At 66.9% G+C, this 23,423-nt stretch carries 22 protein-coding genes and 1 tRNA gene; 12 read left to right on the top strand and 11 right to left on the bottom strand.

All coding sequences use genetic code 11. The features are described 5' to 3' along the window. Window positions 1-9 precede the first annotated feature (9 nt). The gene (locus IPV08_RS08730; protein ID WP_210348319.1) at window positions 10-1,479 is read right to left on the bottom strand and encodes an AMP nucleosidase; all 1,470 of its coding nucleotides are present in this window, start codon (window positions 1,477-1,479) and stop codon (window positions 10-12) included. A gap of 238 nt (window positions 1,480-1,717) precedes the next feature. On the opposite strand from IPV08_RS08730, the gene tsaA reads away from it, so the two are divergent. Then, the gene (tsaA, locus tag IPV08_RS08725; protein WP_207411552.1) at window positions 1,718-2,239 is read left to right on the top strand and encodes a tRNA (N6-threonylcarbamoyladenosine(37)-N6)-methyltransferase TrmO; all 522 of its coding nucleotides are present in this window, start codon (window positions 1,718-1,720) and stop codon (window positions 2,237-2,239) included. Next, window positions 2,236-2,931: a GDSL-type esterase/lipase family protein gene (locus tag IPV08_RS08720; RefSeq protein WP_207411551.1), complete on the top strand. Its 696-nt coding sequence runs from the start codon at window positions 2,236-2,238 to the stop codon at window positions 2,929-2,931. Before tsaA ends, IPV08_RS08720 begins: the two co-directional genes overlap by 4 nt. Here the strand turns inward: IPV08_RS08720 and IPV08_RS08715 are convergent, their stop codons facing one another. Genes IPV08_RS08715 through IPV08_RS08705 form a run of 3 tightly spaced genes read right to left on the bottom strand, consistent with a single transcriptional unit; the run spans window position 2,932 to window position 8,284 of the window. Beyond that, window positions 2,932-6,030: an efflux RND transporter permease subunit gene (locus tag IPV08_RS08715; protein WP_056431355.1), complete on the bottom strand. Its 3,099-nt coding sequence runs from the start codon at window positions 6,028-6,030 to the stop codon at window positions 2,932-2,934. 38 nt (window positions 6,031-6,068) lie between these two features. Beyond that, on the bottom strand, window positions 6,069-7,154 hold the full coding sequence (locus tag IPV08_RS08710) for an efflux RND transporter periplasmic adaptor subunit (protein WP_207411550.1): 1,086 nt from the start codon (window positions 7,152-7,154) through the stop codon (window positions 6,069-6,071). Further along, window positions 7,151-8,284, bottom strand: coding sequence for an efflux RND transporter periplasmic adaptor subunit (locus tag IPV08_RS08705; protein ID WP_207411549.1), 1,134 nt, complete (start codon window positions 8,282-8,284; stop codon window positions 7,151-7,153). The genes IPV08_RS08710 and IPV08_RS08705 overlap by 4 nt, the downstream gene beginning before the upstream one ends. An 88-nt stretch (window positions 8,285-8,372) precedes the next feature. Here IPV08_RS08705 and IPV08_RS08700 point away from each other — a divergent pair, with 88 nt between their 5' ends. Then, entirely contained in the window at window positions 8,373-8,966 is a 594-nt protein-coding gene (locus tag IPV08_RS08700; protein WP_056431361.1) for a TetR/AcrR family transcriptional regulator, read from the top strand. 6 nt (window positions 8,967-8,972) lie between these two features. On the opposite strand, the gene IPV08_RS08695 is transcribed toward IPV08_RS08700, so the two are convergent. Then, window positions 8,973-9,872 carry a histone deacetylase gene (locus tag IPV08_RS08695; protein ID WP_207411548.1) on the bottom strand — a complete coding sequence of 300 codons (900 nt, stop codon included), beginning with the start codon at window positions 9,870-9,872 and terminating at the stop codon, window positions 8,973-8,975. 196 nt (window positions 9,873-10,068) lie between these two features. Between IPV08_RS08695 and IPV08_RS08690 the strand changes: the two genes are divergently transcribed. From IPV08_RS08690 to IPV08_RS08680, 3 genes are all read left to right on the top strand, one after another. After that, entirely contained in the window at window positions 10,069-11,229 is a 1,161-nt protein-coding gene (locus tag IPV08_RS08690; RefSeq protein WP_207411547.1) for a ceramide glucosyltransferase, read from the top strand. Window positions 11,230-11,573: 344 nt separating this feature from the next. Then, window positions 11,574-12,950 carry an ethanolamine permease gene (gene eat, locus IPV08_RS08685; RefSeq protein ID WP_207411546.1) on the top strand — a complete coding sequence of 459 codons (1,377 nt, stop codon included), beginning with the start codon at window positions 11,574-11,576 and terminating at the stop codon, window positions 12,948-12,950. 46 nt (window positions 12,951-12,996) lie between these two features. Then, window positions 12,997-13,695, top strand: coding sequence for a type 1 glutamine amidotransferase (locus IPV08_RS08680; protein WP_207411545.1), 699 nt, complete (start codon window positions 12,997-12,999; stop codon window positions 13,693-13,695). 42 nt (window positions 13,696-13,737) lie between these two features. Here IPV08_RS08680 and IPV08_RS08675 read toward each other — a convergent pair. Further along, window positions 13,738-13,824, bottom strand: a tRNA-Leu gene (locus IPV08_RS08675). Window positions 13,825-13,967: 143 nt separating this feature from the next. Between IPV08_RS08675 and IPV08_RS08670 the strand changes: the two genes are divergently transcribed. Both IPV08_RS08670 and IPV08_RS08665 read left to right on the top strand, forming a co-directional pair. Next, complete coding sequence (locus IPV08_RS08670; RefSeq protein ID WP_207411544.1) at window positions 13,968-14,549, top strand: YqaA family protein; 582 nt, start codon at window positions 13,968-13,970, stop codon at window positions 14,547-14,549. Continuing rightward, a complete protein-coding gene (locus IPV08_RS08665) occupies window positions 14,546-15,037 on the top strand; it encodes a disulfide bond formation protein B (RefSeq protein WP_207411543.1) in 492 nt (163 codons plus the stop codon). Before IPV08_RS08670 ends, IPV08_RS08665 begins: the two co-directional genes overlap by 4 nt. An 18-nt stretch (window positions 15,038-15,055) precedes the next feature. On the opposite strand, the gene IPV08_RS08660 is transcribed toward IPV08_RS08665, so the two are convergent. From IPV08_RS08660 to IPV08_RS08645, 4 genes are all read right to left on the bottom strand, one after another. Beyond that, the gene (locus IPV08_RS08660) at window positions 15,056-15,541 is read right to left on the bottom strand and encodes a DUF1178 family protein (RefSeq protein WP_207411542.1); all 486 of its coding nucleotides are present in this window, start codon (window positions 15,539-15,541) and stop codon (window positions 15,056-15,058) included. 25 nt (window positions 15,542-15,566) lie between these two features. After that, window positions 15,567-16,442 carry a carbon-nitrogen hydrolase family protein gene (locus tag IPV08_RS08655; protein WP_207411541.1) on the bottom strand — a complete coding sequence of 292 codons (876 nt, stop codon included), beginning with the start codon at window positions 16,440-16,442 and terminating at the stop codon, window positions 15,567-15,569. Further along, window positions 16,439-16,711 carry a glutaredoxin 3 gene (gene grxC, locus IPV08_RS08650; RefSeq protein ID WP_207411540.1) on the bottom strand — a complete coding sequence of 91 codons (273 nt, stop codon included), beginning with the start codon at window positions 16,709-16,711 and terminating at the stop codon, window positions 16,439-16,441. The genes IPV08_RS08655 and grxC overlap by 4 nt, the downstream gene beginning before the upstream one ends. Before the next feature lie 98 nt (window positions 16,712-16,809). Further along, entirely contained in the window at window positions 16,810-17,166 is a 357-nt protein-coding gene (locus tag IPV08_RS08645) for a response regulator (protein ID WP_003603128.1), read from the bottom strand. A gap of 208 nt (window positions 17,167-17,374) precedes the next feature. On the opposite strand from IPV08_RS08645, the gene IPV08_RS08640 reads away from it, so the two are divergent. Then, complete coding sequence (locus tag IPV08_RS08640) at window positions 17,375-18,283, top strand: N-formylglutamate amidohydrolase (protein ID WP_207411539.1); 909 nt, start codon at window positions 17,375-17,377, stop codon at window positions 18,281-18,283. A gap of 330 nt (window positions 18,284-18,613) precedes the next feature. Here the strand turns inward: IPV08_RS08640 and galU are convergent, their stop codons facing one another. Then, window positions 18,614-19,480, bottom strand: a complete 867-nt coding sequence (gene galU, locus IPV08_RS08635; protein ID WP_056431393.1) for a UTP--glucose-1-phosphate uridylyltransferase GalU — start codon at window positions 19,478-19,480, stop codon at window positions 18,614-18,616. Window positions 19,481-19,668: 188 nt separating this feature from the next. Here galU and galE point away from each other — a divergent pair, with 188 nt between their 5' ends. The 3 genes from galE (at window position 19,669) to IPV08_RS08620 (ending at window position 23,403) form a co-directional block, all read left to right on the top strand. Then, entirely contained in the window at window positions 19,669-20,661 is a 993-nt protein-coding gene (galE, locus tag IPV08_RS08630; RefSeq protein WP_056431395.1) for a UDP-glucose 4-epimerase GalE, read from the top strand. Further along, window positions 20,658-21,884, top strand: a complete 1,227-nt coding sequence (locus IPV08_RS08625) for a lytic murein transglycosylase (protein WP_207411538.1) — start codon at window positions 20,658-20,660, stop codon at window positions 21,882-21,884. The genes galE and IPV08_RS08625 overlap by 4 nt, the downstream gene beginning before the upstream one ends. A 112-nt stretch (window positions 21,885-21,996) precedes the next feature. Next, entirely contained in the window at window positions 21,997-23,403 is a 1,407-nt protein-coding gene (locus IPV08_RS08620; RefSeq protein WP_207411537.1) for an SGNH family hydrolase, read from the top strand. Window positions 23,404-23,423 lie beyond the last annotated feature (20 nt).

Here is a 23,423-nt window from a genome sequence, read left to right as displayed (position 1 = left end):
TGGGACCGGTCAGCGGAACGGCGGCTCGTCGAAGCTCCTCAGCTTGCGCGAATGCAGGCCGTTGCGGTCGGCGCGGAGGATATCGAGGGCGGACAGGCCGATGAGCAGGTGCTCGGCCACAGCCCGTTCGTAGAAGGCGTTCGCCGCGCCCGGCAGCTTGATCTCGCCATGGAGCGGCTTGTCGGAGACGCAGAGGAGCGTGCCGTAGGGAACCCGGAGGCGGTAGCCCTGCGCCGCGATGGTGCCGCTCTCCATGTCGACGCCGATGGCGCGGGACAAGTTGATCCGCCGCCGTTCCTGGCTGAAGCGGAGCTCCCAGTTGCGGTCGTCATAGGTCACCACCGTGCCCGTGCGCAGGCGGCGCTTCAGGTTCTCGCTGGTCTCGCCGGTGACGTTGGCGGCGGCGGCCTGGAGCGCCAGCTGGACTTCGGCCAGGGCCGGCACCGGCACGTCCGGCGGCACGAGTTCGTCGAGGATGCGGTCGCGGCGCAGATAGCCATGGGCGAGGACGTAGTCGCCGATGGTCTGCGACTGCCGCAACCCACCGCAATGACCGACCATCAGCCAGCAATGCGGACGCAGGACCGCGAGATGGTCGGTGATCGTCTTGGCGTTGGAGGGGCCGACGCCAATATTCACCAGCGTCGTGCCCTGCATCGACCCGTCGGAGCCGCGCGCCACGAGGTGGTAGGCCGGCATCTGGAACTTGTGCCAGGGCGAGGCGGCGATGAGGGCCGCCGGATCGATGCTCGCCGCCTCCGCCCGCGAGACGGTGATGCCGCCGGGCAGGATCATCCGCTCGTAGCCATCCTTTCCGCTGGCGAGCTGCTCCAAACCGTGCCGGATGAAGCCGTCGACGTAGCGATGATAGTTCGTGAGCAGGATCCACGGCTGGACGTCGCGCCAGTCGCAGCCGGTGTAATGGACGAGACGGCGCAGGGAGTAATCGACCCGGATCGCGTCGAACAACGCCAGGGGCTTCGGCTCCTCCGCCGGAGCGACCCAGAGCCCGTCGGCGATCTCGTCACCCACCACCGAGAGCAGCGGGACGGGGAAGTAAGTCGCCAGGTCGCGCGGCGTGATCCCGCTGCCCGAGAGGTTGGCGCCGGGCTCCAGCACATAGGGATAGGGAATCTCCTGCGCGCTCAGCCCCACTTCGAGGGTGGCGCCGTAATCCCGCACCAGGGGCGTCAGCTGCTCCAGTAGATACGGCCGGAAATGTGCCGGCTGCGTCACCGTGGTGGCGTAGGTGCCGGGAGACTGGAACTTCGCCGTCGCGCGGGAAAAACGCGGGATCGGCCCGGCCGGGTGATAGGTGATCCGTAGTTCGGGATAGCGGAACTGAAGCCGCTCGGCATGGTCCGGCGCGGCGCCCCCGTCGAGATAGCGGGTCAGGGCGGTCTGGAGCGACTGGATCGCACCTGCGTACAAGGCGGCGAGGCGATCGACGGCGGTCTCGGCATCGCCCACGGATTCCATCGGGCGCCATTCGCTGGTGGTCACGCTCTCTCCTCGAAAGGCTTCGGCCCGTAGGTGGTTGGGCAGATTGAATTGCCGACGGAAACCTATACCCCGCCGGCCGTGGATGGAACGATGCGGCCCGCATGGCGGCTCGTTGTCGACCGGCTTGCGCACGGGGGCGAGTTGTCCGACATGCTCGCTTCGAACGGCTCGCGCGGTCCCGCCGGGTAACGCCTCTCCAAAACCGATGCGCAAGATGAGCGACCCAATCGACCGGCGGCCCGGCGAAGAGACCGTCACGCTGCCCGCCTCCCACGATGCCGGGCTCTACTTCATCGGCCGTGTCCGGACCCCATGGGCGACCCGCGCCGAATGCCCGAAGAACGGGCTTCAGACCGACGCCATCTGCACCCTGGAGGTGGATGCCGCATTCGCCCCCGGTTTGCAGAACGTGGAGGGGGCGAGCCACCTCATCGTGCTCTACTGGATGGACCGGGCGGCCCGGGACATCGTGCGCCAGATGCCGCGCCATGCGGAGGGCAGCCGGGGCACGTTCTCCCTGCGCTCCCCGGCGCGGCCCAACCCCATCGCGCTGTCTGTGGTGGAACTCCTCGGCATCGAAGGGACGACCCTGAGAGTCAGAGGGCTCGACTGCCTCGACGGCACGCCGCTCCTCGATATCAAGCCCTATTACGCCAGCACCGATTCGCGGCCGGAGGCGACCATCGACCGAGCCGGCACGGCAAAAATCGTGGACGGATCGGGAGCGGCCCGGTGAGGGCTCTGCGCCTGGGCCTTGCCGGGTTGGCGATCCTCGGCGTCGGCTTCGCCATCGGATGGATCGAGAAGCCTCTACGTCTCAACACCCGGCTCTACGCCACGGACCGGCTGCCTTCGATCCAGGCCCATCTCGACGATGCACCGGACGGCTACATCCTCCTCGCCGGCGATTCGCAGGCCGAGTTGCAGAACCCGGCGCAGCGGGTCTGCGGCGCGGAGATCGTCAATGCCGGTGTGAGCGGCGCCTCGGCCTCCGTCTATGCAGATCTCGTGGCCAACCTGTCCGTGAAGACCCGCCCCCGCGCGGTGGTGGCCTTCATCGGAACCAACGATCTTCTGCGGAAGAAGGAGCCGCTGTCCGACAGAACGGCCCAGATCTTCGACGAATCGGTGGAGCGGATCGTGAAACGGCTGCAGGCCGAAAGCGACCGCGTCGTGGTTGCCGCCATTCCGCCCATCTCGCGTTCGGTGGAGAAGCGCCTCGAACCGGCGGCGGTAGCGGCCTATTCCGCCCGGATCAGGGTCCTGTGCGAACGCCTGTCCTGCGTTTACGCGGATCCTTTCGCGGAGCTGCGCGACGGCGATACCGGGTTCGCCCTGCCCGGCACCTTGCGCGACGATCTGCACATCGCGGATTACCGCCGCGTGATGCGGGCCTTGGAGCCCGCTCTCTGCGCGGCGAGGCCCTGATCAGGCCCCGGCGTGATGGGGCGCCGCCGGCGCCGTCGATGCACCGCCTTCCGGCCTGTCTCCCTTGGGTGCCTTGATGCGGTACCAGCCGACATAGAGGGCGGGCAGGAAGAACAGGGTCAGGAAGGTGGCGGCGATGATGCCGCCGATCATGGCATAGGCCATCGGCCCCCAGAACACTTCACGGGCGATGGGGATGAGGGCGAGGCTCGCCGCCCCGGCCGTGAGCAGGATCGGACGCATCCGGTGGCAGGTCGCCTCCACCACCGCATCCCACGGGGCGTAGCCCTCGCGGTCGTACTCGTCGATCTGCATCACCAGGATCACCGAGTTGCGGATGATGATGCCGATGAGGGCGAGCACGCCGAGGATGGCGACGAAGCCCAATGGCTTGCCGAAGGGCAGCAGGATCGCCACCACGCCGATCAGGCCGAGCGGCGCCACGCTCGCCACCAGGAACAGCTTCTGGAAGCTCTGAAGCTGGATCATCAGGAACATCGCCATGGCGAGCAGCATCACCGGCGCCACCGCCGCGATGGGTCCGCTGCCCTTGGCGCTCTCTTCCACCGCACCGCCGACCGCGAGGGTGTAGCCGTCCGGCAGGGTCTTCTCGAACGCCTTGATGGCCGGATCGAGGGCGTTGACGATGGTCGGGGCCTGGGTGTCGTTCACGATGGCCGCCCGGACCGTGATGGTGGGCAGGCGGTCGCGGCGCCAGACGATGGGCTGTTCGAGTTCGTAGCTCACCGTGGCGAAGGCGAGCAGCGGCACGACGCTGCCGTTCGATAGCGGCACCTGCAGGCTCTGGAGCGTCTCGACGGAGTTGCGCTCCACCGCCTGGGCGCGGCCGATGACGTCCACGAGGTAGATCGAATCGCGGACCTGCGTGATCGCGCGGCCGCCGACGATGCCGTTGAGCAGGCCGGCGATATCCTCCGAAGTGACCCCGAGCTGGCGCGCCTTGTCCTGAATGATCTCGACCTTGAGCACTTTGCCGGGCTCGTTCCAGTCGAGGTTGGGCAGGCCGACATTCGGGTTCGAGGCGACGATGTTGCTGAGCTGGAGCGCGAGGCCCCGCACCTTCTGCAGATCGGGTCCGCTCAGCCGGTACTGGATCGGGCGTCCCACCGGCGGGCCGAGATCGAGGGAGTGGACGAACACGTCGGTACCGACGAATTCCTTGGCCGCCAGCGCCTCGAATTTCTGGATCATCTTGTCCCGCGCCTCGAGCGACGAGGTCACCACGATGATCTGGCCGAAGAACGCGTTGCCGAGCTGCTGGTCGAGGGGAAGATAGAAGCGCACCGCGCCCTGCCCGACATAGGAGCTCCAGCGCAGGATGTCGGGATCGCCCTTCATCGTCGCCTCGAACCGGTCCATCTGGGCCTTGGTCTCGGCGATGCTGGCATTCTGCGGCAGCGTCATGTCCACGAGGATCTCGGGACGGTCGGAGGCCGGGAAGAATTGCTGCTGCACGAACTGGATGCCGTAGAGCGACAGGCCGAGCAGGCCGACGCAGAAGGCCACGGTGATCCAGCGGAAGCGCATGGCCGGCAGCAGCATCGCCCGGAAGGTACGGAGCAGGAAGCTCGGTTTGTCGTGGTGCTTCTTGATGGTCTTCGGCAGCAGCTTCACGCCGATGAGCGGCGCGAACAGCACCGCCACCACCCACGAGATCAGTAGAGACGCCGCGATGACCACGAACAGGCTGTAGGTGTACTCGCCCGCCGCCGAGCCGTTGAAGCCGATGGGCAGGAAGCCCGCCACCGTGACGAGGGTGCCGGTGAGCATCGGGAAGGCGGTGGAGGTATAGGCGAAGGTCGCCGCCTTCTTCAGGGTGTCGCCCACCTCCAGCCGCGCGACCATCATCTCCACCGTGATCATGGCGTCGTCGACGAGGAGACCCAGCGAGATGATGAGGGCGCCGAGCGAGATGCGCTGCAGCGTGACGCCCATGACCTGCATCACCACGAAGACCACGGCGAGGACGAGGGGGATGGAGAACGAGACGACGAGCCCTGCGCGCCACCCGAGGCTGATGAAGCTGACGCCGAGGACGATGACGACGGCCTCGATCAGCGCCTTGGTGAAGCCGCCCACAGCCTCTTCGACGATCTTCGGCTGGTCGGAGACGAGGTGGATGCCGACGCCGTAGGGCAGCTCGCCTTCGAGCTTCTTCATCCGCGCCTTCAGGTCGTGGCCGAAGGTCAGAAGGTTGCCGGAGGGCTGCATGGCGATGGCGAGGCCGATCGCGGGCTGGCCGTTGAACCGGAACAGGGCGGTCGGCGGATCGGTGAAGCCGCGCGAGATTTCCGCCACGTCGGACAGGCGGAAGAAGCGGTCGTTCACCCGGAGGTTGATGGTCCTGAGGCTATCCTCGGAAACGAACTGGCCGCCGACGCGCACGGAGACGCGCTCGGGCCCGGCCTGGATCACGCCGGAGGGGGCAATGGCGTTCTGCGCCTGCAGCGTCGCGATGACGGCGGCCTGGTCGACGCCGAGGCCGGCGAGCTTACGGGTGGAGAAGTCGAGGTAGATCGCCTCGTCCTGCGCGCCGAGCAGCTGCATCTTGCCGGCATTGTTGACCTTCTTCAGGTCGGCCCGCACCCGCTCCACGTAGTCGCGAAGCTGGCGCATGGAGACGCCGTCGGCGGTGAACGCATAGACGTTGCCGAAGACGTCGCCGAACTCGTCGTTGAAGAACGGCCCCTGGATCCCCTGCGGGAAGGTGCTGCCGATATCGCCGATACGCTTGCGGACCTGGTAGAAAATGCCCGGGATGGTCTTGGGCGGCGTCGTCTCGCGCAGCTGCACGAAGACCGTGGTCTGGCCCGGCGTGGTGTAGCTGCGGCTGAAATCGACGGCATCGATCTGCTGCAATTCCTTCTCGATCCGTTCGGTGACCTGATCGAGCGTGTCGCTGATCGTGGCGCCCGGCCAGCGCGCCTGCACGATCATCGTTTTGATGGCGAAGGGCGGGTCTTCCTCGCGGCCGAGCTTCTCGTAGGCGAGGAAGCCCGCCAGCATCGAAATGAGCATCAGGAACCAGACGAAGGAGCGATGCTCGAGCGCCCATTCGGACAGGTTGAAGTTCTTCACGGGGCGGCTCTCGCGTGACGCTGTTCGGATCGGCGCGGCTATTGAGATGTGTCGGCGAGACGGACGCGCTGGCCTTCACTGAGACTGCGGGCACCGGCGAACACGACGCGCTCCCCGGGCTTCAGCCCCTCGGTGATGGAGACACGCTCGCCGTTCCTGTCCGCGACGGTGACGTCGCGGCGGGACACGGCATCCCCGGCCTCGTTGACGATCCAGACCGCGCTTCGCCCGTCGGCCTCGAAGACGGCGGTCGCCGGCAACTGGAAACGCGGCGCCATGTGGCGCGACAGTCCGACCGTAATGGTGGAGCCGAGGCGGAACGCGTCCGGTGGCTTGAGCAGAGTCATCCTGATGCGGCGAGTGCGGGTCTTCTGGTCGGCGAAGGGCGAGACCTCGCGGACTTTGCCCGTGGCCGTCACGTCGGGCGCGCTCTGAAGCGCCACGGTGAAGACCGCGTCCTTGGGCATGGCTCCGACCAGATCCTCGGGGATGTCGACCACGGCCTCGCGTTCTTCGGGACGCGCCAGGGTCGCCACCGCCTGTCCCGCCGAGAGCACCTGTCCCACCTCCGCGCTACGGACGGTGACGACGCCGTCGAAATCCGCATGCAGCTCGGTATAGCCCATCTGGTCGCGGGCTTTCTGCAGGTTCGCCTGGGCCTGGGCGAGACGGGCCTGGGCCGTGTCCCGGCTCGCCACGGCACTGTCGAGCCGGGCCTGGGTGACGTTGCCATTGGCGATGAGCCGCCTCTGCCGCGCCTCGGTGGCGATGGCGTTCTCCGCCTGCGCCGTGGCATCGGCGAGTTCCGCCTCCGCCCGCGTCAGGGCGAAACGCGTGACGACGGGATCGAGGGCGGCGATGCGCTGGCCCTTCTTCACTACATCTCCCACGGTCACGTCGCGGGCGATGACCCGGCCCGCGATCTGGAATCCGATCTCGGACTGGTAGCGGGGGGCCACGAAGCCCGCGAACGGCCCGAACACGATCGTGTCGATGGGCTTGGCCACGGTGTAGAGGACGGGCCGCACCGGAGGCGGGCCGGCATTCTCCTCCTCGCCATGGCAGGCACCGAGGGTGGACACGACCGCTGCGATCAGCGTCAGGCGTAAGCCGAAATGGATCATCGGCCGATCTCCTCGGCAACCGAGACGGTCTGGCCCGGGCGGAGGAATTGAATCCCGGCGATGACCACCTCCTCGCCCGGCTCGACACCGCCTGACAGGGCGATGGTGTTGGGCGAGTAGCGGTCGATGGTCACGTTGCGCGGCGCGACCTTGCCGCTGGCCGGATCGCGGACCCACACGGCCGGTGCGTTCTCCCAGCGGTAGAGCGAGGACCAGGGCAGGACGATCGCCGTCTGCGGCCGGAACTTGCCGGTGCCGACGACGATGGCCCCGAGCGTCATGGCGGAAGGCGTGTCCTTCAGCCCGACCTTGACCCTGACGGTGCCGGAGGCGGCGTCCACGCTCGGGGAAATTTCCCGCACCGTGCCGACGGTCCGCACCTTCGGGTCCGCCTGAAGGGTGACGTCGATCTGCTTGCTCTCGGGCGGGGTCGCGAGAACCGCCTCGAACACGTTGAACACCGCGTCGCGCGGCCCGTCCTCGGCCATGGTGAGAACGGTCTGGCCCGCCTGGACCACTTGCCCCACCTCGAAGCTGCGGCTCAGGACGATGCCGTCCACGCCCGATTTCAGATCGGTGTAGGAGAACTGTTCCTGGGCCGTGCCCAGTGCCGCCTTGGCGGACTCGACCGAGGCCTGGGTCGTGCGGAGTTGCTGCTCGGCATCGTCATAGCTCGGCCGTGTGGTGTATCCGCTGGAGAGCAGCATCTCCTGGCGCTTGAAATTGACCTTTGCCTGGGTCAGCAGCGCCTCGGCGGAGGTCAGCGCGGCCTGAGCGTTGTTGAGGTTGGCGCGCTGCTCCTGCGGATCGAGCTTGGCCAGGACCTGATCGGCGGTGACGTGATCGCCGACCTCCACCAGTCGCGTGGCGATCTTGCCGTTGTTGCGGAACGCCACGTTGACCTGCGACTGGGCCTGGATGTCGCCCGTGAAGACGAGATCGGCCGAGATGGTGCTGCGCTCGGCCTTCGCCGTCCGGACGATGGCGAGGCTCTGCTTGGCCGCGCCGGCAGCGGAGACGTCCTCCGCCTCCTTGGCAGAAGCCGGAAGCGAGGCCGAGACCGCAAGGCCGAGGAGGATGACCGCCCCCGCGCCACGGATTCGTCGAATGGACTTGGTCAGACCAGACACCACGACCCCATTCCGGATAAGCTCTATCGAACCGCTTCTCTATCGGGTATCTTACCGACCGTCCAGACGGTTTCTAAAAGGCAATGACATGGCAAAGCCGCGCACACGGCGCGAGGACCGGGCGAGCATCATCCTCGATGCGGCCGAGAGCCTGATCCGTCGTGCGGGTACGCGCACCTTGACGATCGACGCGGTCGCGGCGGAGGCGGGCCTGAGCAAGGGCGGGGTCCTCCATCATTTCTCCTCGAAGGAAGCGCTCATAACGGCCATGGCCGAGCGCAAGCTGAAGGAGGTCAAGGAAGGCATTGCCCGGCTCGAAGCGGAGCAGGTTCCGGGTCCCTCGGCCCTCCCCCTCGCGCTGATCGCCCATGCGAGGCAGGTCTACGCTGAGGAAGAGGGGTTCCCGCGGGCCTTCCTGCTGGCCTCCGCAGAGAATCCCGAGGCATTCGCCGGCTTCAACGCGTTCCTCCGCGAACGGCTCGCCGGCCTCGAGAAGATCGAGACCTGTCCGGGGATCGGCGCAGCTTTGGTGTTCTCGACACTGGGGTTGCTGATCACCCGGACGCTGGGCTTCCATTCCATGGAGGGCGCGCAGCTCGAACGGCTCTTCGACGGCCTCGAAAAGGTGGCGCGCTGCGTGACAGAGGGCGAGATCCCTCCGGATGCGTGCGGGACGCCCTGAGCGGCTTCACGCGAGGGCGGCCATGGCCTGGAAGACGAGGGCGTGGCGGGCGGCCAGGGCGTCGATATCGGTGGCATAGCCGCCGCCGATCACCGCCACGAGGGGAATGCGACGCCGGCGCGCCTCTCCGATGACGTAGCGATCCCGTGCGGCGAGGCCCGCATCGGTGAGGGCCAATCGCCCGAGCCGGTCGTCCATGTGCGGATCGACCCCGGCATTGTAGAACACGATGTCCGGCGAGAGGCCGTCGAAGAGGCCCGGCAGATGCGCCGCGAGAACGGCCGCGTAGGCCGCGTCGTCGACGCCATCTACGAGGCCCAGATCGAGGTCGCCGGGGATCTTGCGCGTCGGGTAGTTCTTCTCCGCATGGACCGAGAACGTGAACAGGTCCGTTGAGCCGGCGAGGCAATCGGCGGTGCCGTCGCCCTGATGCACGTCGCAATCGACCACCAGCGCCCGGCGGATCGTGCCCTCGTCCTGAAGCGCCAGGGCGGCGACGGCGACGTCGTTGAACACGCAGAAACCCGCGCCGGTCTCCCGCCGCGCATGGTGGCTGCCGCCGGCGGCGCTGCCTGCGAGGCCATGCTCCAGCGCGAGCCGCGCCGCCGCGAGGGTGCCGCCGGCCGAGGCACACGAGCGGGCCACGACGCTCTCATCCACCGGAAGGCCGATCTCGCGCTCGATCTCCCGCGAGACCGAACAGGACAGGACGGCATCGACGTAATCCGATCGATGCGCGCGCTTCAGCATGTCCGCGTCGGCCGGCTCCGGTCTGACGAAACCGGCGGGGGCGAGGCCGAGCGTCGCGAGCGTTTCTGCGAGACGGCCATATTTCCGCATCGGAAAGCGATGCCCCTCCGGCAGGACGGCCTGATAGGCAGGGTGGACGACGATGGGCGGGGTCATGCCGGATCGAACCGGCCGGGCCGAACGGCAGTTCCGCGAACGGCAACGGGTCTCGTCTCGCTCACGCCCTGGCCTTCCCTCTGAGGGGCGGCAGATCGGGGCCGCGCCGCTGTCATACGACTGAAATAGCCCGTCTGTTACGGCCTTGGGCAGGGGCTGGTTCCGTCAGGTGGCGGAGGCCCGGAGGGAGCGCGGCATGTTCGGCAGTATCGAGACCGGCGCGATCGTCGCGCTCTCGCTCTGTGCCGCACTGACCTCGGTCAATCTTCTCAGCATCGCCATCGCCGCATGGCGCATCGGCCGGAATCGCGGGACCCCGAGCTTTCCCAGCGCCGCGCCCATTTCCCTCGTTCGCCCGGTCTGCGGCCTCGAAGCGTTCAGCGAGGAGATGCTCGAGCGCGGCTTCCATCTCGACCACCCGGATTACGAGCTGATCTTCTGCGTCGCCGACGGCCGGGATCCCATCGTCCCGCTCCTGCACCGCCTGATGGCGGCCCATCCCACGGTGCCGGCGCGGCTCATCGTCGGCGACGAGCGGATCAGCGACAATCCCAAACTCAACAATTGCGTGCGGGGCTGGGAGGCGGCCCGGCACGAATGGGTGGTGCTGGCCGATTCCAACGTTCTGATGCCGCCGGACTACCTGCAGCGGCTGCAGGCCTCGTGGCGGCCCGATACGGGTCTCGTCTGCTCCACGCCCATCGGCGCACGGCCGCGCGGATTCTTCGCCGAACTGGAATGCGCCTTCCTCAATACGCTCCAGGCGCGCTGGCAATATACCGGAGAGAGCCTCGGCCTCGGCTTCGCGCAGGGCAAGAGCATGCTCTGGCACAAGCCCTTCCTGGACGGGCATGGCGGAATACGTGCGCTCGCCGCCGAGATCGCCGAGGATGCGGCGGCGACGAAGCTCGTTCGCGCGGCCGGCAAGCGGGTCCACCTGGTGGCCTCGCCCTTCGACCAGCCCCTGGGCACCCGCGCGTTCCGCGAGGTCTGGTCGCGGCAGGTCCGCTGGGCGCGTCTGCGCCGGGTCACCTTCCCGCACTTCTTCGCGCCCGAGATCGGCTCCGGCACGGTGCTGCCCTTCGCGATCGCGGCCCTCTGCGTTCCCAGCGTTCCAGTTCTGATTGGCGTCGTCGCCATGGCCATGCTCTGGTACGGCGCCGAATACGCGCTCGCGGCCCGCGCCGGGTGGCACCGCTCGCCCCGGCTCTTCCTCGCCTTCCTGCTTCGCGACGCCATCCTCCCCATCATGTGGGTGAGCGCCTGGATGCAGAGCGCCATCGTCTGGCGCGGCAACGCCATGGACATCCGCCCCAAGGAGACGCCGCGCCTGCGCACCCGCGCCACCGCGGCCTGACGGCGGATACGGCGGACTCCGAACCCGGCTCAACGGCACAGACTTATTCGATACAGTCTCTGGAGTTTTGTCCCCTCACCGTCATTCCGGGTCCGCGGAGCGGAGCGCGGAATCCAGAGCCGCAACCTGTGCTCGACATGGCAGCCTCGGTGGTTCTGGATTCCGGGCTCGCCGTCGGCGACCCGGAATGACGGAGGTGTGCCGACGAATGTCACACCATCGCGCTTTCACCGGAGTTCTGAGCCCTGACCGGATACGGGCGTCGCACGCCCTCTTTCTCGTACGGCAAAACTCTTGCTTGGCCATTCCCCGACGGCAGCCTTCGCCGATGACGGGAACCCACCATGCAAAGCGAATCCACCGGCCTGCATAAGGGCCTGAACGCGTTCCATCTCTGGGGCATCGCCGTCGGCCTCGTGATCTCGGGCGAGTATTTCGGCTGGAGCTACGGCTGGGCCAGCGCCGGCACGCTCGGCTTCCTGGTGACGACGACCTTCATCGCGGCGATGTACGTCGCCTTCATCTTCAGCTTCACCGAACTCACCACGGCCATCCCACAGGCCGGCGGCCCCTTCGCCTATAGCCGACGCGCCTTCGGGCCGATCGGCGGCTGCATCGCGGGCTATGCGACGTTGATCGAATTCGTCTTCGCGCCACCTGCCATCGCGCTGGCCATCGGCGCCTATCTCAACGTCCAGTTTCCGGGCCTCGACCCGAAGCACGCAGCGCTCGCCGCCTACCTGATCTTCATGACCCTCAACATCGTCGGCGTTCAGATCGCCGCCACGTTCGAGCTGTTCGTGACCATCCTGGCGGTGGGTGAGTTGCTGGTGTTCATGGGCGTCGTCGCCCCCGCCTTCAGCTTCACCAATTTCGCCGCCCATGGCTGGGCCGGGGAATCCACATTCAGCCTCGCCGCGATCGGCGGCATGTTCGCGGCCATTCCCTTCGCCATCTGGTTCTTCCTCGCCATCGAGGGCGTCGCCATGGCGGCGGAAGAGGCCAAGGATCCCAAGCGCACGATCCCCATCGCCTACATCACCGGCGTACTGACGCTCACGGTCCTCGCCTTCGGCGTCATGATCTTCGCTGGCGGCTCGGGCGACTGGCGCGCCCTGAGCAACCTCAACGACCCGCTGCCCCAGGCCATGAAGACGGTGGTGGGCGAGTCGAGCGGCTGGCTTCACATGCTGGTCTGGCTCGGCCTGTTCGGCCTCGTGGCGTCGTTCCACGGCATCATCATGGGCTATTCGCGCCAGATCTTCGCCCTCGGCCGCGCCGGCTACCTACCCGGTTTCCTCGCCAAGGTGCATCCCCGCTTCCAGACTCCTCACGTGGCGACGGTGGCCGGCGGCCTCGTCGGCATCGCCGCCATCTACAGCGACAACCTCATCGAGATCGCGGGCCAGTCCCTCACCGCGAGCATCGTCACCATGGCGGTGTTCGGCGCGCTGGTGATGTACGGCATGAGCATGGCGGCCCTGTTCAAGCTGCGCCGCAGCGAGCCCGACCTCGCACGTCCCTACCGGGCACCGTTCTTCCCCATCGCCCCCGCCTTCGCCCTGGCCATGGCCGGCATCTGCTTCATCGCTCTGGTCGTCTTCAATCCAGTGATCTTCGCGATCTTCCTGGCCGTGATGGTCGTGGCCGTTTCCGCCTCGCATTTCCTGGCAAAGCCGGTCGCAACCGTTCCCGCCCCGACGCTCGATCCGGCTATCTGAGGGGCTGGGGCTCGCATCACGCGCGGGGCTTGGCCATAAGGCAGCGATGAAAATTGGTATCATCGAGGCGGGCGCACCGCCCGCTCGCCTGGCCGAATCCTACCCGTCCTACGGCCGCATGGTGGAGAGGCTCCTCGGCGACCCCGCTGATGTCACGATCTTTCCGGTGGCGGAGGGACGGTTTCCCACCGCCCCCGAGGCGTTCGACGCGTTCGTGGTGACGGGATCGGCGGCGGGCGTCTATGACGACCTGCCGTGGATCGCGCCGCTGAAGAGCTTCCTGCGCGACGTCGACGGGCGCGCCAAGCTCGTCGGGCTCTGCTTCGGTCACCAGATCCTCGCGGCGGCGTTCGGCGGTACGGTGGAGAAATCGGCCAAGGGCTGGGGCATCGGCCTCCACACCTATGACCTGTTCGAACGCGCGGACTGGATGGACGACGCGCGCCGCGTCTCGGTGCCGGCGATCCATCAGGATCAGGTGATCGTCCCCCCTTCGGGCGCGCGCGTTCTCGGCGGCAACGTCTTCACGCCCTACGGCATCCTGTCCTACCCGCAACGTCGGGCGATCTCGTTCCAGGTCCATCCGGAATTCGAAACCGATTACGCCACGGCTCTGATTGCCGGGCACCGGCCGACTGAGCCCCACGACGAAACGTTTCAAGCCGCGGCCATCGCCTCGCTGCGCGGCGAGAGCGATGCTCCCCGCGTTGGCGGCTGGATCCGCCGCTTCCTGCAATCGAGGTAGGGGCTGCCCAGGGCTGGCTCACAGCTGCGTTGCCGGGACGATTGGTGCGGGCGGTCGGAATCGAACCGACACTCTGTCACCAGAACCGGATTTTGAGTCCGGCGCGTCTACCAGTTCCACCACGCCCGCAACATCCGCCTCATGGCACAGGATCGCGCCGACGGCCAGAGGGGTTTTGCAGCGAGACCGCGCCGCGGTGGTTCCCGCTCGCAAGTCCGGCCGGGTTGTGCTCAAAGGGCCTCGCGCCCTCCCCTATCGGATAGAAGCTCTTCATGATCCGCCGCCTTTACGAGTGGATACTCGCGCTCGCGGGCAAGCCATCGGCCCCCTACGCGCTCGGTGCGGTGGCGTTCTCGGAGAGTTCGTTCTTTCCGGTCCCACCCGACGTGATGCTGGTGCCGATGGCGGTGAGCCGGCCCGACAAGGTCTGGTTCTACGCGACGATCACCACCCTGGCCTCCGTGGCCGGCGGTCTGCTCGGCTACGCCATCGGCGCGCTGCTCTACGATTCCATCGGGGTTTGGCTGTTCTCGCTCTATGGGTTGAACGAGAAGGCGGCGAGCTTTCAGGCTTCCTACGCTCAGTACGGTCACTGGGTGATCCTGCTGAAGGGCCTGACACCGATCCCGTTCAAGCTGGTGACGATCACGTCGGGCTTCGCCCATTACGACCTGTTCTGGTTCGTCCTGCTCTCGCTCATCACACGAGGCGCGCGCTTCTTTCTCCTCGCTGGGCTTCTGAAGCGCTACGGCGTATCCATTCGCGCCGTCCTCGACCGGCATCTGAACGTCGTCGCGGCCATCACGGTGGCCGTCATCATCCTCGGCTTCGTCCTGTTCAAGGTGCTGCTGTGATCGATTACTCCACCCTTCTCCGTCTTCGCCGGGCCGCGCTGGCGGTCCTGATCGGGTCCGTCCTGGCGATTGCCGGCGCGTTCTATTTTCAGTGGGTTCTCGGCTACGTGCCGTGCAAGCTCTGCCTGACGGAGCGCCTGCCTTATTACGCGGCCATTCCGCTGGCCCTGCTGGCCCTGTTCACCCCGGAGCGCGTGACGCGGCTGATCCTCGGGATCGCCGCCCTCGGCCTGCTCTATGGTGCGGGCCTCAGCGTCTATCACGCCGGTGCCGAATGGGCGCTCTGGGCCGGGCCGTCCGATTGCGGCGGCGGCAGCGGTGCCAATCCCAGCGATGTCGGGGATTTCCTCGATACCCTAAAGGCGACACGAGTCGCCGATTGCTCCACTGCTGCCTGGCGCTTCCTCGGCATCTCGCTGGCCGGCTGGAATGCGGCCATCGCCTTCATCCTGGCCTCCATCGCCGGAACGGCCGCCCTCAAACGCTGAACGGGCGGCGGCGAATCTTCAGTTGAGGTCGCCGGGCAAGGCAGGGAGCGGGGCGACGTCGATCCCCTCCTCCACGAGGGCACGGGCCTCGGAAGGGCTGGCGACGCCGTAGATCGGGCGAGACTCGGCCTCGCCGTAATGCATGCGCCGCGCTTCTTCGGGGAATTGCGGACCGACATTGTCGGCCGTCCGGATCACGTGCTCGCGCATGGCACGCATCAGGGCGCGCAACTGCCGCTCCGGCTCAGCCATCACCGGCACGTCCGCAGAAGGCACGGCAACGGGCGCGCTCGTAGCAGGTTCGGCAGTCGAGCGGCTCCGATCCGGCGCCAATGCGACGGTCTTCGCCAGCGCCGGCGCCATCATGGCCTTGGCGACCCGGGTCGAGCCGCAAGCGAGACATTCCACGAGACCGTCCGCCGCCTGTGCGTCGTAGGAATCGCTCGAGCGAAACCAGCCCTCGAAATCGTGTCCGTTCTCGCAGACGAGCGTGTAGCGGATCATGGGCGGGATTGGGCCGGACGCATGGTCACCCAGCCCGCCCGACGCGCTCGACCGTGAAGGGGCGTGCGTGTTTGAGGGCGGGGATCCGCCCCCTCGCCTCGGTGACGCGGGCGAGGTCGATCTCGGCCAGGATCACGCCGGGCTCGGCACCGCCGGCATCCGCCAGCACCTTGCCCCAGGGATCGACGATGATCGAGTGGCCGTAGGTCTCGCGGCCGTCCTCGTGGCGACCGCCTTGAGCGGCCGAGATCATGAACGATCCGGTCTCGATGGCGCGGGCGCGGTGGAGGACATGCCAATGCGCCTCGCCCGTCTGCTTGGTGAAACAGGCGGGCGCGCTGAGGATCGTCGCCCCGGCTTCCGCCAGAGCCCGGTACAGGGCCGGGAAACGCAGATCGTAGCAGATCGCGATCCCGAGGGGCGCCCAGGGCGTTTCGGCGACGACCGCGCAGGCACCGCCGGTATAGGTATTGGATTCGCGCCAGCGCTCACCGTTGGGAAGGTCCACGTCATAGAGGTGGAGCTTGTCGTAGGAGGCGGTGATCGCGCCTTCCGCATCGATGAGGAAGGCGCGGTTCGCGATCTTGTCGCCGTTCCGCACGGCCAGCGAGCCGATATGGACGACGATGCCGCGCTCGCGGGCCACATCGCGCAGGGCGGCGAGGGTCACGTCCTCGTCCTGCTCGCGCACATTGGCAAACAGGCTGGCTTTATCCCGATCCACCAGCGAGGTCATTTCCGGTGTCTGTACGTAGTCTGCCCCCTGGGACGCAGCCTCTCGTACCAGGGCGACGGCGGCATCCCGATTGGCAAGCGGATCGCGTCCGGACCGCATCTGGACACAGGCCGCGACGAAGCGGGGCTCGGTCTTGTCCTGTTCCGTCGGCGAACCGTCGCTCATGATTGCGGCGCCTCGGTCGACAGAAGCGGATCGAGCTTGCCCGACCGGTCGAGGGCGTAGAGGTCGTCGCAGCCACCCACATGCGTCTCGCCGATGAAGATCTGCGGCACGCTGGTTCGGCCACCCGCACGCTGGGTCATGGCCGCACGGGAGCCGACAGTCTTCTCGACGTCGACCTCCGTGAAGGTCACGCCCTTCTCGCGCAGCAAGGTCTTGGCGGCGGTGCAGTAAGGGCACCAGGCTGTCGTGTAGATGGTCACCGGAGGCATGGTTTGCAGACGTCCCGCTTCGCTCCCCTGAGCATATAGGGGAATGGCGGACGTCTTCCTACCGCGAAGGCGTCATTGCGCCGACGCGCGAATCGGTTTCAGGCCGCCAGCAGCTTCTCGACCTCGTTGACGAGGTCACGCAGGTGGAAGGGCTTCGACAGCACCTTCGCGTCCTTCGGAGCCTTCGAATCCGGGTTCAGGGCGACGGCCGCGAAGCCCGTGATGAACATCACCTTGATGTCCGGATCGAGTTCGGTGGCGCGGCGCGCCAGCTCGATCCCGTCCATTTCCGGCATCACGATATCGGTCAGGAGCAGTTCGAAGGGCTCCTCGCGCAGGCGGTTATAGGCCGAGAGGCCGTTATCGAACGACAGCACGTCATAGCCGGCATTCTGCAACGCCTTGGCCAGGAACCGGCGCATGTCGTTGTCGTCTTCGGCCAAGAGGATCTTCATCGGTCGGTGTCCCGCACCCTTGAGTCGCTGTGTTCTTTTCATAAAGCGCAGACTTGGTAAACAAGGTGTTGAGATTGGCACCCGGACCGGGTGCAGGACGGCACACCGGTCACTTCGCGACGGGGGGTGTCGCAGTGGACACGCACCGTCACACGCCGCAAAGTGTGGCGATGCGTTTCCCTTCCAGCACCTGGGCGCACACGCCGCGATGACCGAGCCTAGCCCTCGCTGGAATGCAGCGAATCCGGGAGATTTCGTACCGCCCTTCGCCATCGACGAGCCGGGCGAGCACACGCTTCCGTTCGTGTTCAACACGCCTCATTCCGGGGCGGTCTATCCGAAAGCCTTCCTCGCGGGCTCACGCCTCGACCCGTTGGCGCTCCGCCGCTCGGAAGACGCCTATGTCGACCGCCTGTTCGCGCCCGTGGTCGATCTCGGCGCGCCGCTCATGCGCGCGAACTTCCCACGGGCCTATCTCGACGTAAATCGCGAGCCCTACGAGCTCGACCCGCGCATGTTCGACGGCCGCCTTCCGCCCTTCGCCAACACGCGGTCCATGCGTGTCGCCGGCGGCCTCGGTACGGTGCCGAGGGTGGTGGCCGACGGACAGGAGATCTACCGCACGCGGCTCCCCGTGGAGGAAGCGGTCGCGCGGATCGAGGAGCTCTACAAGCCGTATCACCGTACCCTGCGCGGCCTCATCCAGCGCACCGCACGTGCCTTCGGCCACGCCATCCTGATCGATTGCCATTCGATGCCGTCCTCGAGCCTCCCCCGCGACGAGGATGCGAAGGCCGATTTCGTGCTGGGCGACAGGTTCGGGACGAGCTGCACGCCGATCCTGATCGCCGCGTTCGAGCATCATCTGCGCGCGCGCGGTTTCCGCACCCTGCGCAACAAGCCCTATGCGGGCGGGTTCATCACCGAACATTACGGAGAGCCGAATATCGGCCGCCACGCGCTTCAGATCGAGATCAACCGCGGGCTCTACATGAACGAGAGCAACCTCGCGGTGACGCAGGGGTTCGCGGATCTGGTCTGGACGCTACGCGAGGTGGTGAAGGCGGTAGCCGAGGAAATGGACAGCCTGACACTCCGCAGGATCGCCGCCGAATAGACGGGATGGGTTCTGCCGCGCGTATCGCGCGAGCAGACGTCCCAAATCACAAACCGCCAAATCACAAACCGATTTCCCAAGAAAAAAGGCCGCTCCGAAGAGCGGCCCGAAGTCTAGGGAGGAAACGCCCAAGAAGGGCTACGGGACCGCGACGCCATCGCGATCTCGCAATGCACAAAGTACAGTGCGCCGCACAAAGCGCAAGAGTGTTTCGCCGTCGAAAGGCTGCACGCGGTGCATGCCATGCCCGCGTCGCACGCACCGTACGGCGCAGCTTGCAGGTCTTGGCTCGACACTCCCGGTTTGCGCGTACTCCTCCCGAGCCTTCCCTCAATGTTCCTTGAGCAGCCGGGCGATCTCGGCCTTGAGCGGCTCGGCGAGTTCCTTGCGCTGCAGTGCGTAGGCGATGTTCGCCGTGAGGAAGCCGAGCTTGGAACCGGTATCGTAGGTCCGGCCTTCGTAATGCATGCCGAAGAAGGATTGCTTCTCGGCCAGCCTGATCATCGCGTCGGTCAGCTGGATCTCACCGCCGGCCCCCTTCTCGCCCTTCTCCAGGATCGAGAAGATCTCCGGCTGCAGGATGTAGCGCCCGGAGATGATGAAGTTCGATGGCGCGGTGCCCTGTTTGGGCTTCTCGACCATGCCGTTGATCTCGAAGGTCTGCCCATAGGTCTCACCGACGCCGACGATACCGTATTGATGCGTCTCCTCCGGCTTGACCTCCTCCACGGCGATGACGTTGCCGCCATGGCGCTCATAGGCGGAAAGCATTTGCTGCATGCAGCCCTTGCTCAGCATGTCGGGGAGCAGCACGGCGAAGGGCTCGTCGCCGACGATCTCGCGGGCACACCAGACCGCATGGCCGAGGCCGAGAGGAGCCTGCTGGCGGGTGAAGCTCGTTTGCCCGGCAGCCGGAAGATCCCGCTTCAACTCCTCGTAGATCGCCTCCTTGCCGCGCTCCTGCAGCATGCGGTCGAGTTCGAAGGCAATGTCGAAATGATCTTCGATCACGGCCTTGCCGCGGCCGGTCACGAAAATGAAATGCTCGATCCCGGCCTCGCGAGCCTCGTCGACCACATGCTGGACGACCGGCCGGTCGACCACGGTGAGCATTTCCTTCGGGACGGCCTTGGTGGCGGGCAGGAAGCGGGTACCCAACCCTGCGACAGGCAGGACGGCTTTACGAATCGGTTTCATCAAGCGGGACCCGGTCTCTTAAAATGCGGTGGGAACAACCCGGAGGCGGGGGACGATAGCACGTTGTCGTGATGGAGCGAGCAAGAACAAAACCATTTCCACGCCCGACTCAGCCTAAAGCGCCGCATGATCACACGAAGGGTTTGAGGTATATCTTCCGCGACGTGCGCGGGAATGGAAGTGGGGCCATGGCGATTCTGGTGACGGGCGGCGCGGGATATATCGGCAGCCACATGGTGCTGGCGTTGCTGGATGCCGGCCACAAGGACATCGTCGTCATCGATGACTTGTCCACCGGCTTCGACTGGGTGCTTCCCCCGGACGTGACGCTGGTGGTGGGCGACGTGGCCGATCAGGCCCTGGTGAAACGGGTCATCGCCGAACACGGAATCGATGTGCTGGCGCATTTCGCCGCTAAGATCGTCGTGCCGGATTCGGTGGCCGACCCGCTCGGCTACTATCTGGCCAACACGGTCAAGACCCGGGCGCTCATCGAGGCTGCGGTGCATGGCGGGGTGAAGCACGTCATCTTCTCCTCCACCGCCGCAATCTACGGCGAGCCCGAAATCGTCCCGGTGCCGGAGGACCTCGTGGCCGCGCCGATCAACCCCTACGGCCGCTCGAAACTCATGAGCGAGTGGATGATCGACGACGCGGCCAAGGCCCACGGCTTCAGCTACGTCATCCTGCGTTACTTCAATGTCGCGGGTGCCGATCCTCGCGGACGCAGCGGCCAATCTTCAAGCGAAGCCACCCATCTCATCAAGGTCGCCACTCAGGCGGCGCTGGGCCGGCGCAGTCATCTGAGCGTGTTCGGTACGGATTACCCCACCCGCGACGGCTCGTGCCTCCGCGATTACATCCAGGTTTCCGATCTCGCCGACGCCCATTGCGTCGCCATCGATCATCTACGTTCGGGTGGCGCGAGCAAAACGCTCAATTGCGGCTACGGGCGCGGTTACTCGGTCCTCGAGGTGATCGAGGTGGTCAAGCGCATTTCGGGCCGTGATTTCGAAGTGAGGCTGTCGCCGCGCAGGCCCGGCGACCCGGCGCAGATCGTGGCGAAGGCCGACCGGATCCGCGCTGAATTGGGCTGGCAGCCACGTTACGACGACCTCGACGGGATCGTGGCCCAGGCCCTCGCCTGGGAAGAGACCCTGGCCCGGCGCAACCGCCTATGAAGACGGCCCTCCGCACCGCCATCGCCCTCTGCGCATTTCTTGCAGCGGAGAGTAGGGCCCAGGATTCTACTCGGCCGGCACCGCCTGCCAAACCGGAGGCGGCGGCAAACGCCTCGTTTCGCAGCTTCGTCGATGCCCTGCGGCCCGATGCCGAGGCGCGCGGGGTCAGTGCTGCGACCTTCGACGCGGCGTTTCGCGGCGTGTCTTCGCCCGATCCCGGCATCCTCGCCAAAACCACCGCTCAAGGGGAGTTCGGACGCCCCGTCTGGGACTACCTCGTCGGCGCGGTCTCGACCGGGCGGATCGCACGGGGCCGCTCACAAGCGGCCCGTCTGTCCACCACGCTGGCGGCGATCGAAGCCCGGACGGGCGTCCCGCGCTGGATCGTCCTCGCCTTCTGGGGAGTCGAGTCGGATTTCGGAGCGAGCGGCGGGACCGTCCCGACCATCCGCGCCCTGGCGACCCTGGCGCAGGCGCGCTTTCGCGGCACGCTGTTTCGGAACGAGCTCCTCGACGCATTAATGATTCTGCAGCGCGGCGACATCGCCCCCGAGGCGATGAAGGGATCCTGGGCCGGCGCCATGGGCCAGACCCAGTTCCTCCCATCGACCTTCCTCAAACACGCGGTGGATTTCGATGGGGACGGTCACCGCGACATCTGGCGTTCGGAGCCGGATGCCCTGGCCTCCATCGCCGGCTATCTCCAGTCTCTCGGCTGGAACCGCGACCTGTCCTGGGGCTATGCCGTGACGCTTCCCGGCGAATTCGACCTGACGACGTATCGGGCGGACCTGTCGGACTTCGCCAGACGGGGCGTCCGCAGGATCGATGGCGAGGCGCTGCCGGGATCGGGTGCGGCCAGCCTGTTCCTGCCCGGCGGCTCGGGCGGCCCGGTCTTCCTGATCACCGACAATTTCGAGGTGATCCGGGGCTACAACACCTCGGATTCCTATGCGCTCGCCGTCGGCCATCTCGCCGACCGTCTTGCCGGCGGGCCGCCACTGGCGGCACCTTGGCCGACCGGCGCGCCACGCCTCGACAAAGCGGGCCTGCAGGCACTGCAGAAAGCCCTGGCCGCCCGAAACCTCTATGCCGGCGATGCAGATGGCCGCGCCGGACCGAAGCTGCGGGAGGCGGTCCGCCAATATCAGATCATGAAAGGTCTCGTGGCCGACGGCTACGCTACGCCCAGCCTTCTGGAGCACGTCACGGCGCGCCCCTAATGCTCCGCCTCGTGAGTCGGATTTAGACGCGGGGCCGATCGTCCGATAGGATGGCACGGTCTCGTCCTTCGACGATCAGCAGGCAGGTCGCAGCGTGGCACCAAGGACCTTCATGAACGTAGCGTACGGGGTGGCCGTTGCGGGACAGGTGAATGACGCTCTTCTCCGTGTTTGCCTCCTCACCATATTCGCGACGCCCCTGCTCTTCGCCTCTGGCCCGTTCGCCGCGGCGCAATGGGGCGATTCCTACGATACCCCTCGCGGCGATTCTTACTACGCGCCGCGCCGCCGGCCGCGCGAGGAGGGGGATTACGGTGGCCGCCAAGCCAACCGGCGCTACGCCCCTCCCCCGCAGGAGGCGCCGCGTCAGTTCTACTGGCCCTGGGAAGATCGTCCGCAGCAGGTACAACCGACCCCGGCCCCGGTGCCTTCGGCCCGACCCACCCGGCCGCGGCCACCGACGATCGGGGAGAGCCAGCGCTCCTATACGAGGCGGCCGCGTCCGGCCCCCGTGGTCGCCCAGCCGAAACCGGTCCAGCCGAAGGCGGAGCCGTCGATCCGCATCGCGGTCTTCGGCGATTCGCTGGCGAACTCTCTCGGCCGTGGCCTCGATGACGTGTTCGAAGACAATGCCGACGTGGCGATCCTCGACCGTTCGAAGGCCGATAGCGGTCTCGTCCGGAAAGACGTGGTCGACTGGCCTAAGGCGGCGGAGGATTTTCTGAAAACCAGCCCGAAAGTCGCCTACGCGGTGGTGATGCTCGGCGCCAACGACCGCCAGCCGATCCGGGAGGGGACCGAGACCGTGGAACCGGGAACGGAACGCTGGCGCGAGATCTACCGCGACCGCGTCGATGCCCTGGCCAAGGTCTTCGCCGCCCAAAAGATCCCCTTCATCTGGGTCGGCGCGCCGCCGATGCGCAGCGAGCCGCTGACGAAGGACATCGCCACCATCAACGACCTCATCCGCGACCGCGTGGCGAAGGCGGGCGGGACTTATGTCGACATCTGGCCGGGCTTCGTCGACGATCGCAATCGCTTCACCATGACGGGGCCCGACCTGGAGGGGCAGGAGGCCAAGCTGCGGACGTCGGACGGCGTGCATTTCACCAAGGCGGGCTCCCGCAAGGTCGCGCATTTCGCCGATGTCGAACTCAAGCGTCTCATGGGCACGAACCCCACGGAGGCGCCGACGGTGGCGCCCGTAGCGACGGTTCCAGGTCCCCTCCTGGACGGTGAGGCCCCGAAGCTCGATGACACCGCGGCGATCGATCGCCAGATCACCTCGATGCTGCCGAGCCTGCCGGAGCCCCCGGGTATCCCGGCCCTGCCGGTGAAACCGGCGGCTGGCCCGGTCATTCCCCTCGGCCGCGCAGAGGTGACGCCGGGCGGGACTTTAATGAGCGGGCGGCCGCGCGACGGCGACGCATCGGGGAACGTGGAGCGGGTGCTTCAGCGTGGCTCGGCGCCGATGCCACAGCCGGGCCGGGCCGACGATTTCAAATGGCCGCCGGGCTGATCCCGGCACGTCTGCGCCGG

Origin of the sequence: Methylobacterium sp. SD274 (assembly GCF_017355285.1) — a bacterium.
Classification (GTDB): domain Bacteria; phylum Pseudomonadota; class Alphaproteobacteria; order Rhizobiales; family Beijerinckiaceae; genus Methylobacterium.
Note: the sequence above shows the minus strand (reverse complement) of the source record. Positions and strands in the feature narration are given on the sequence as shown.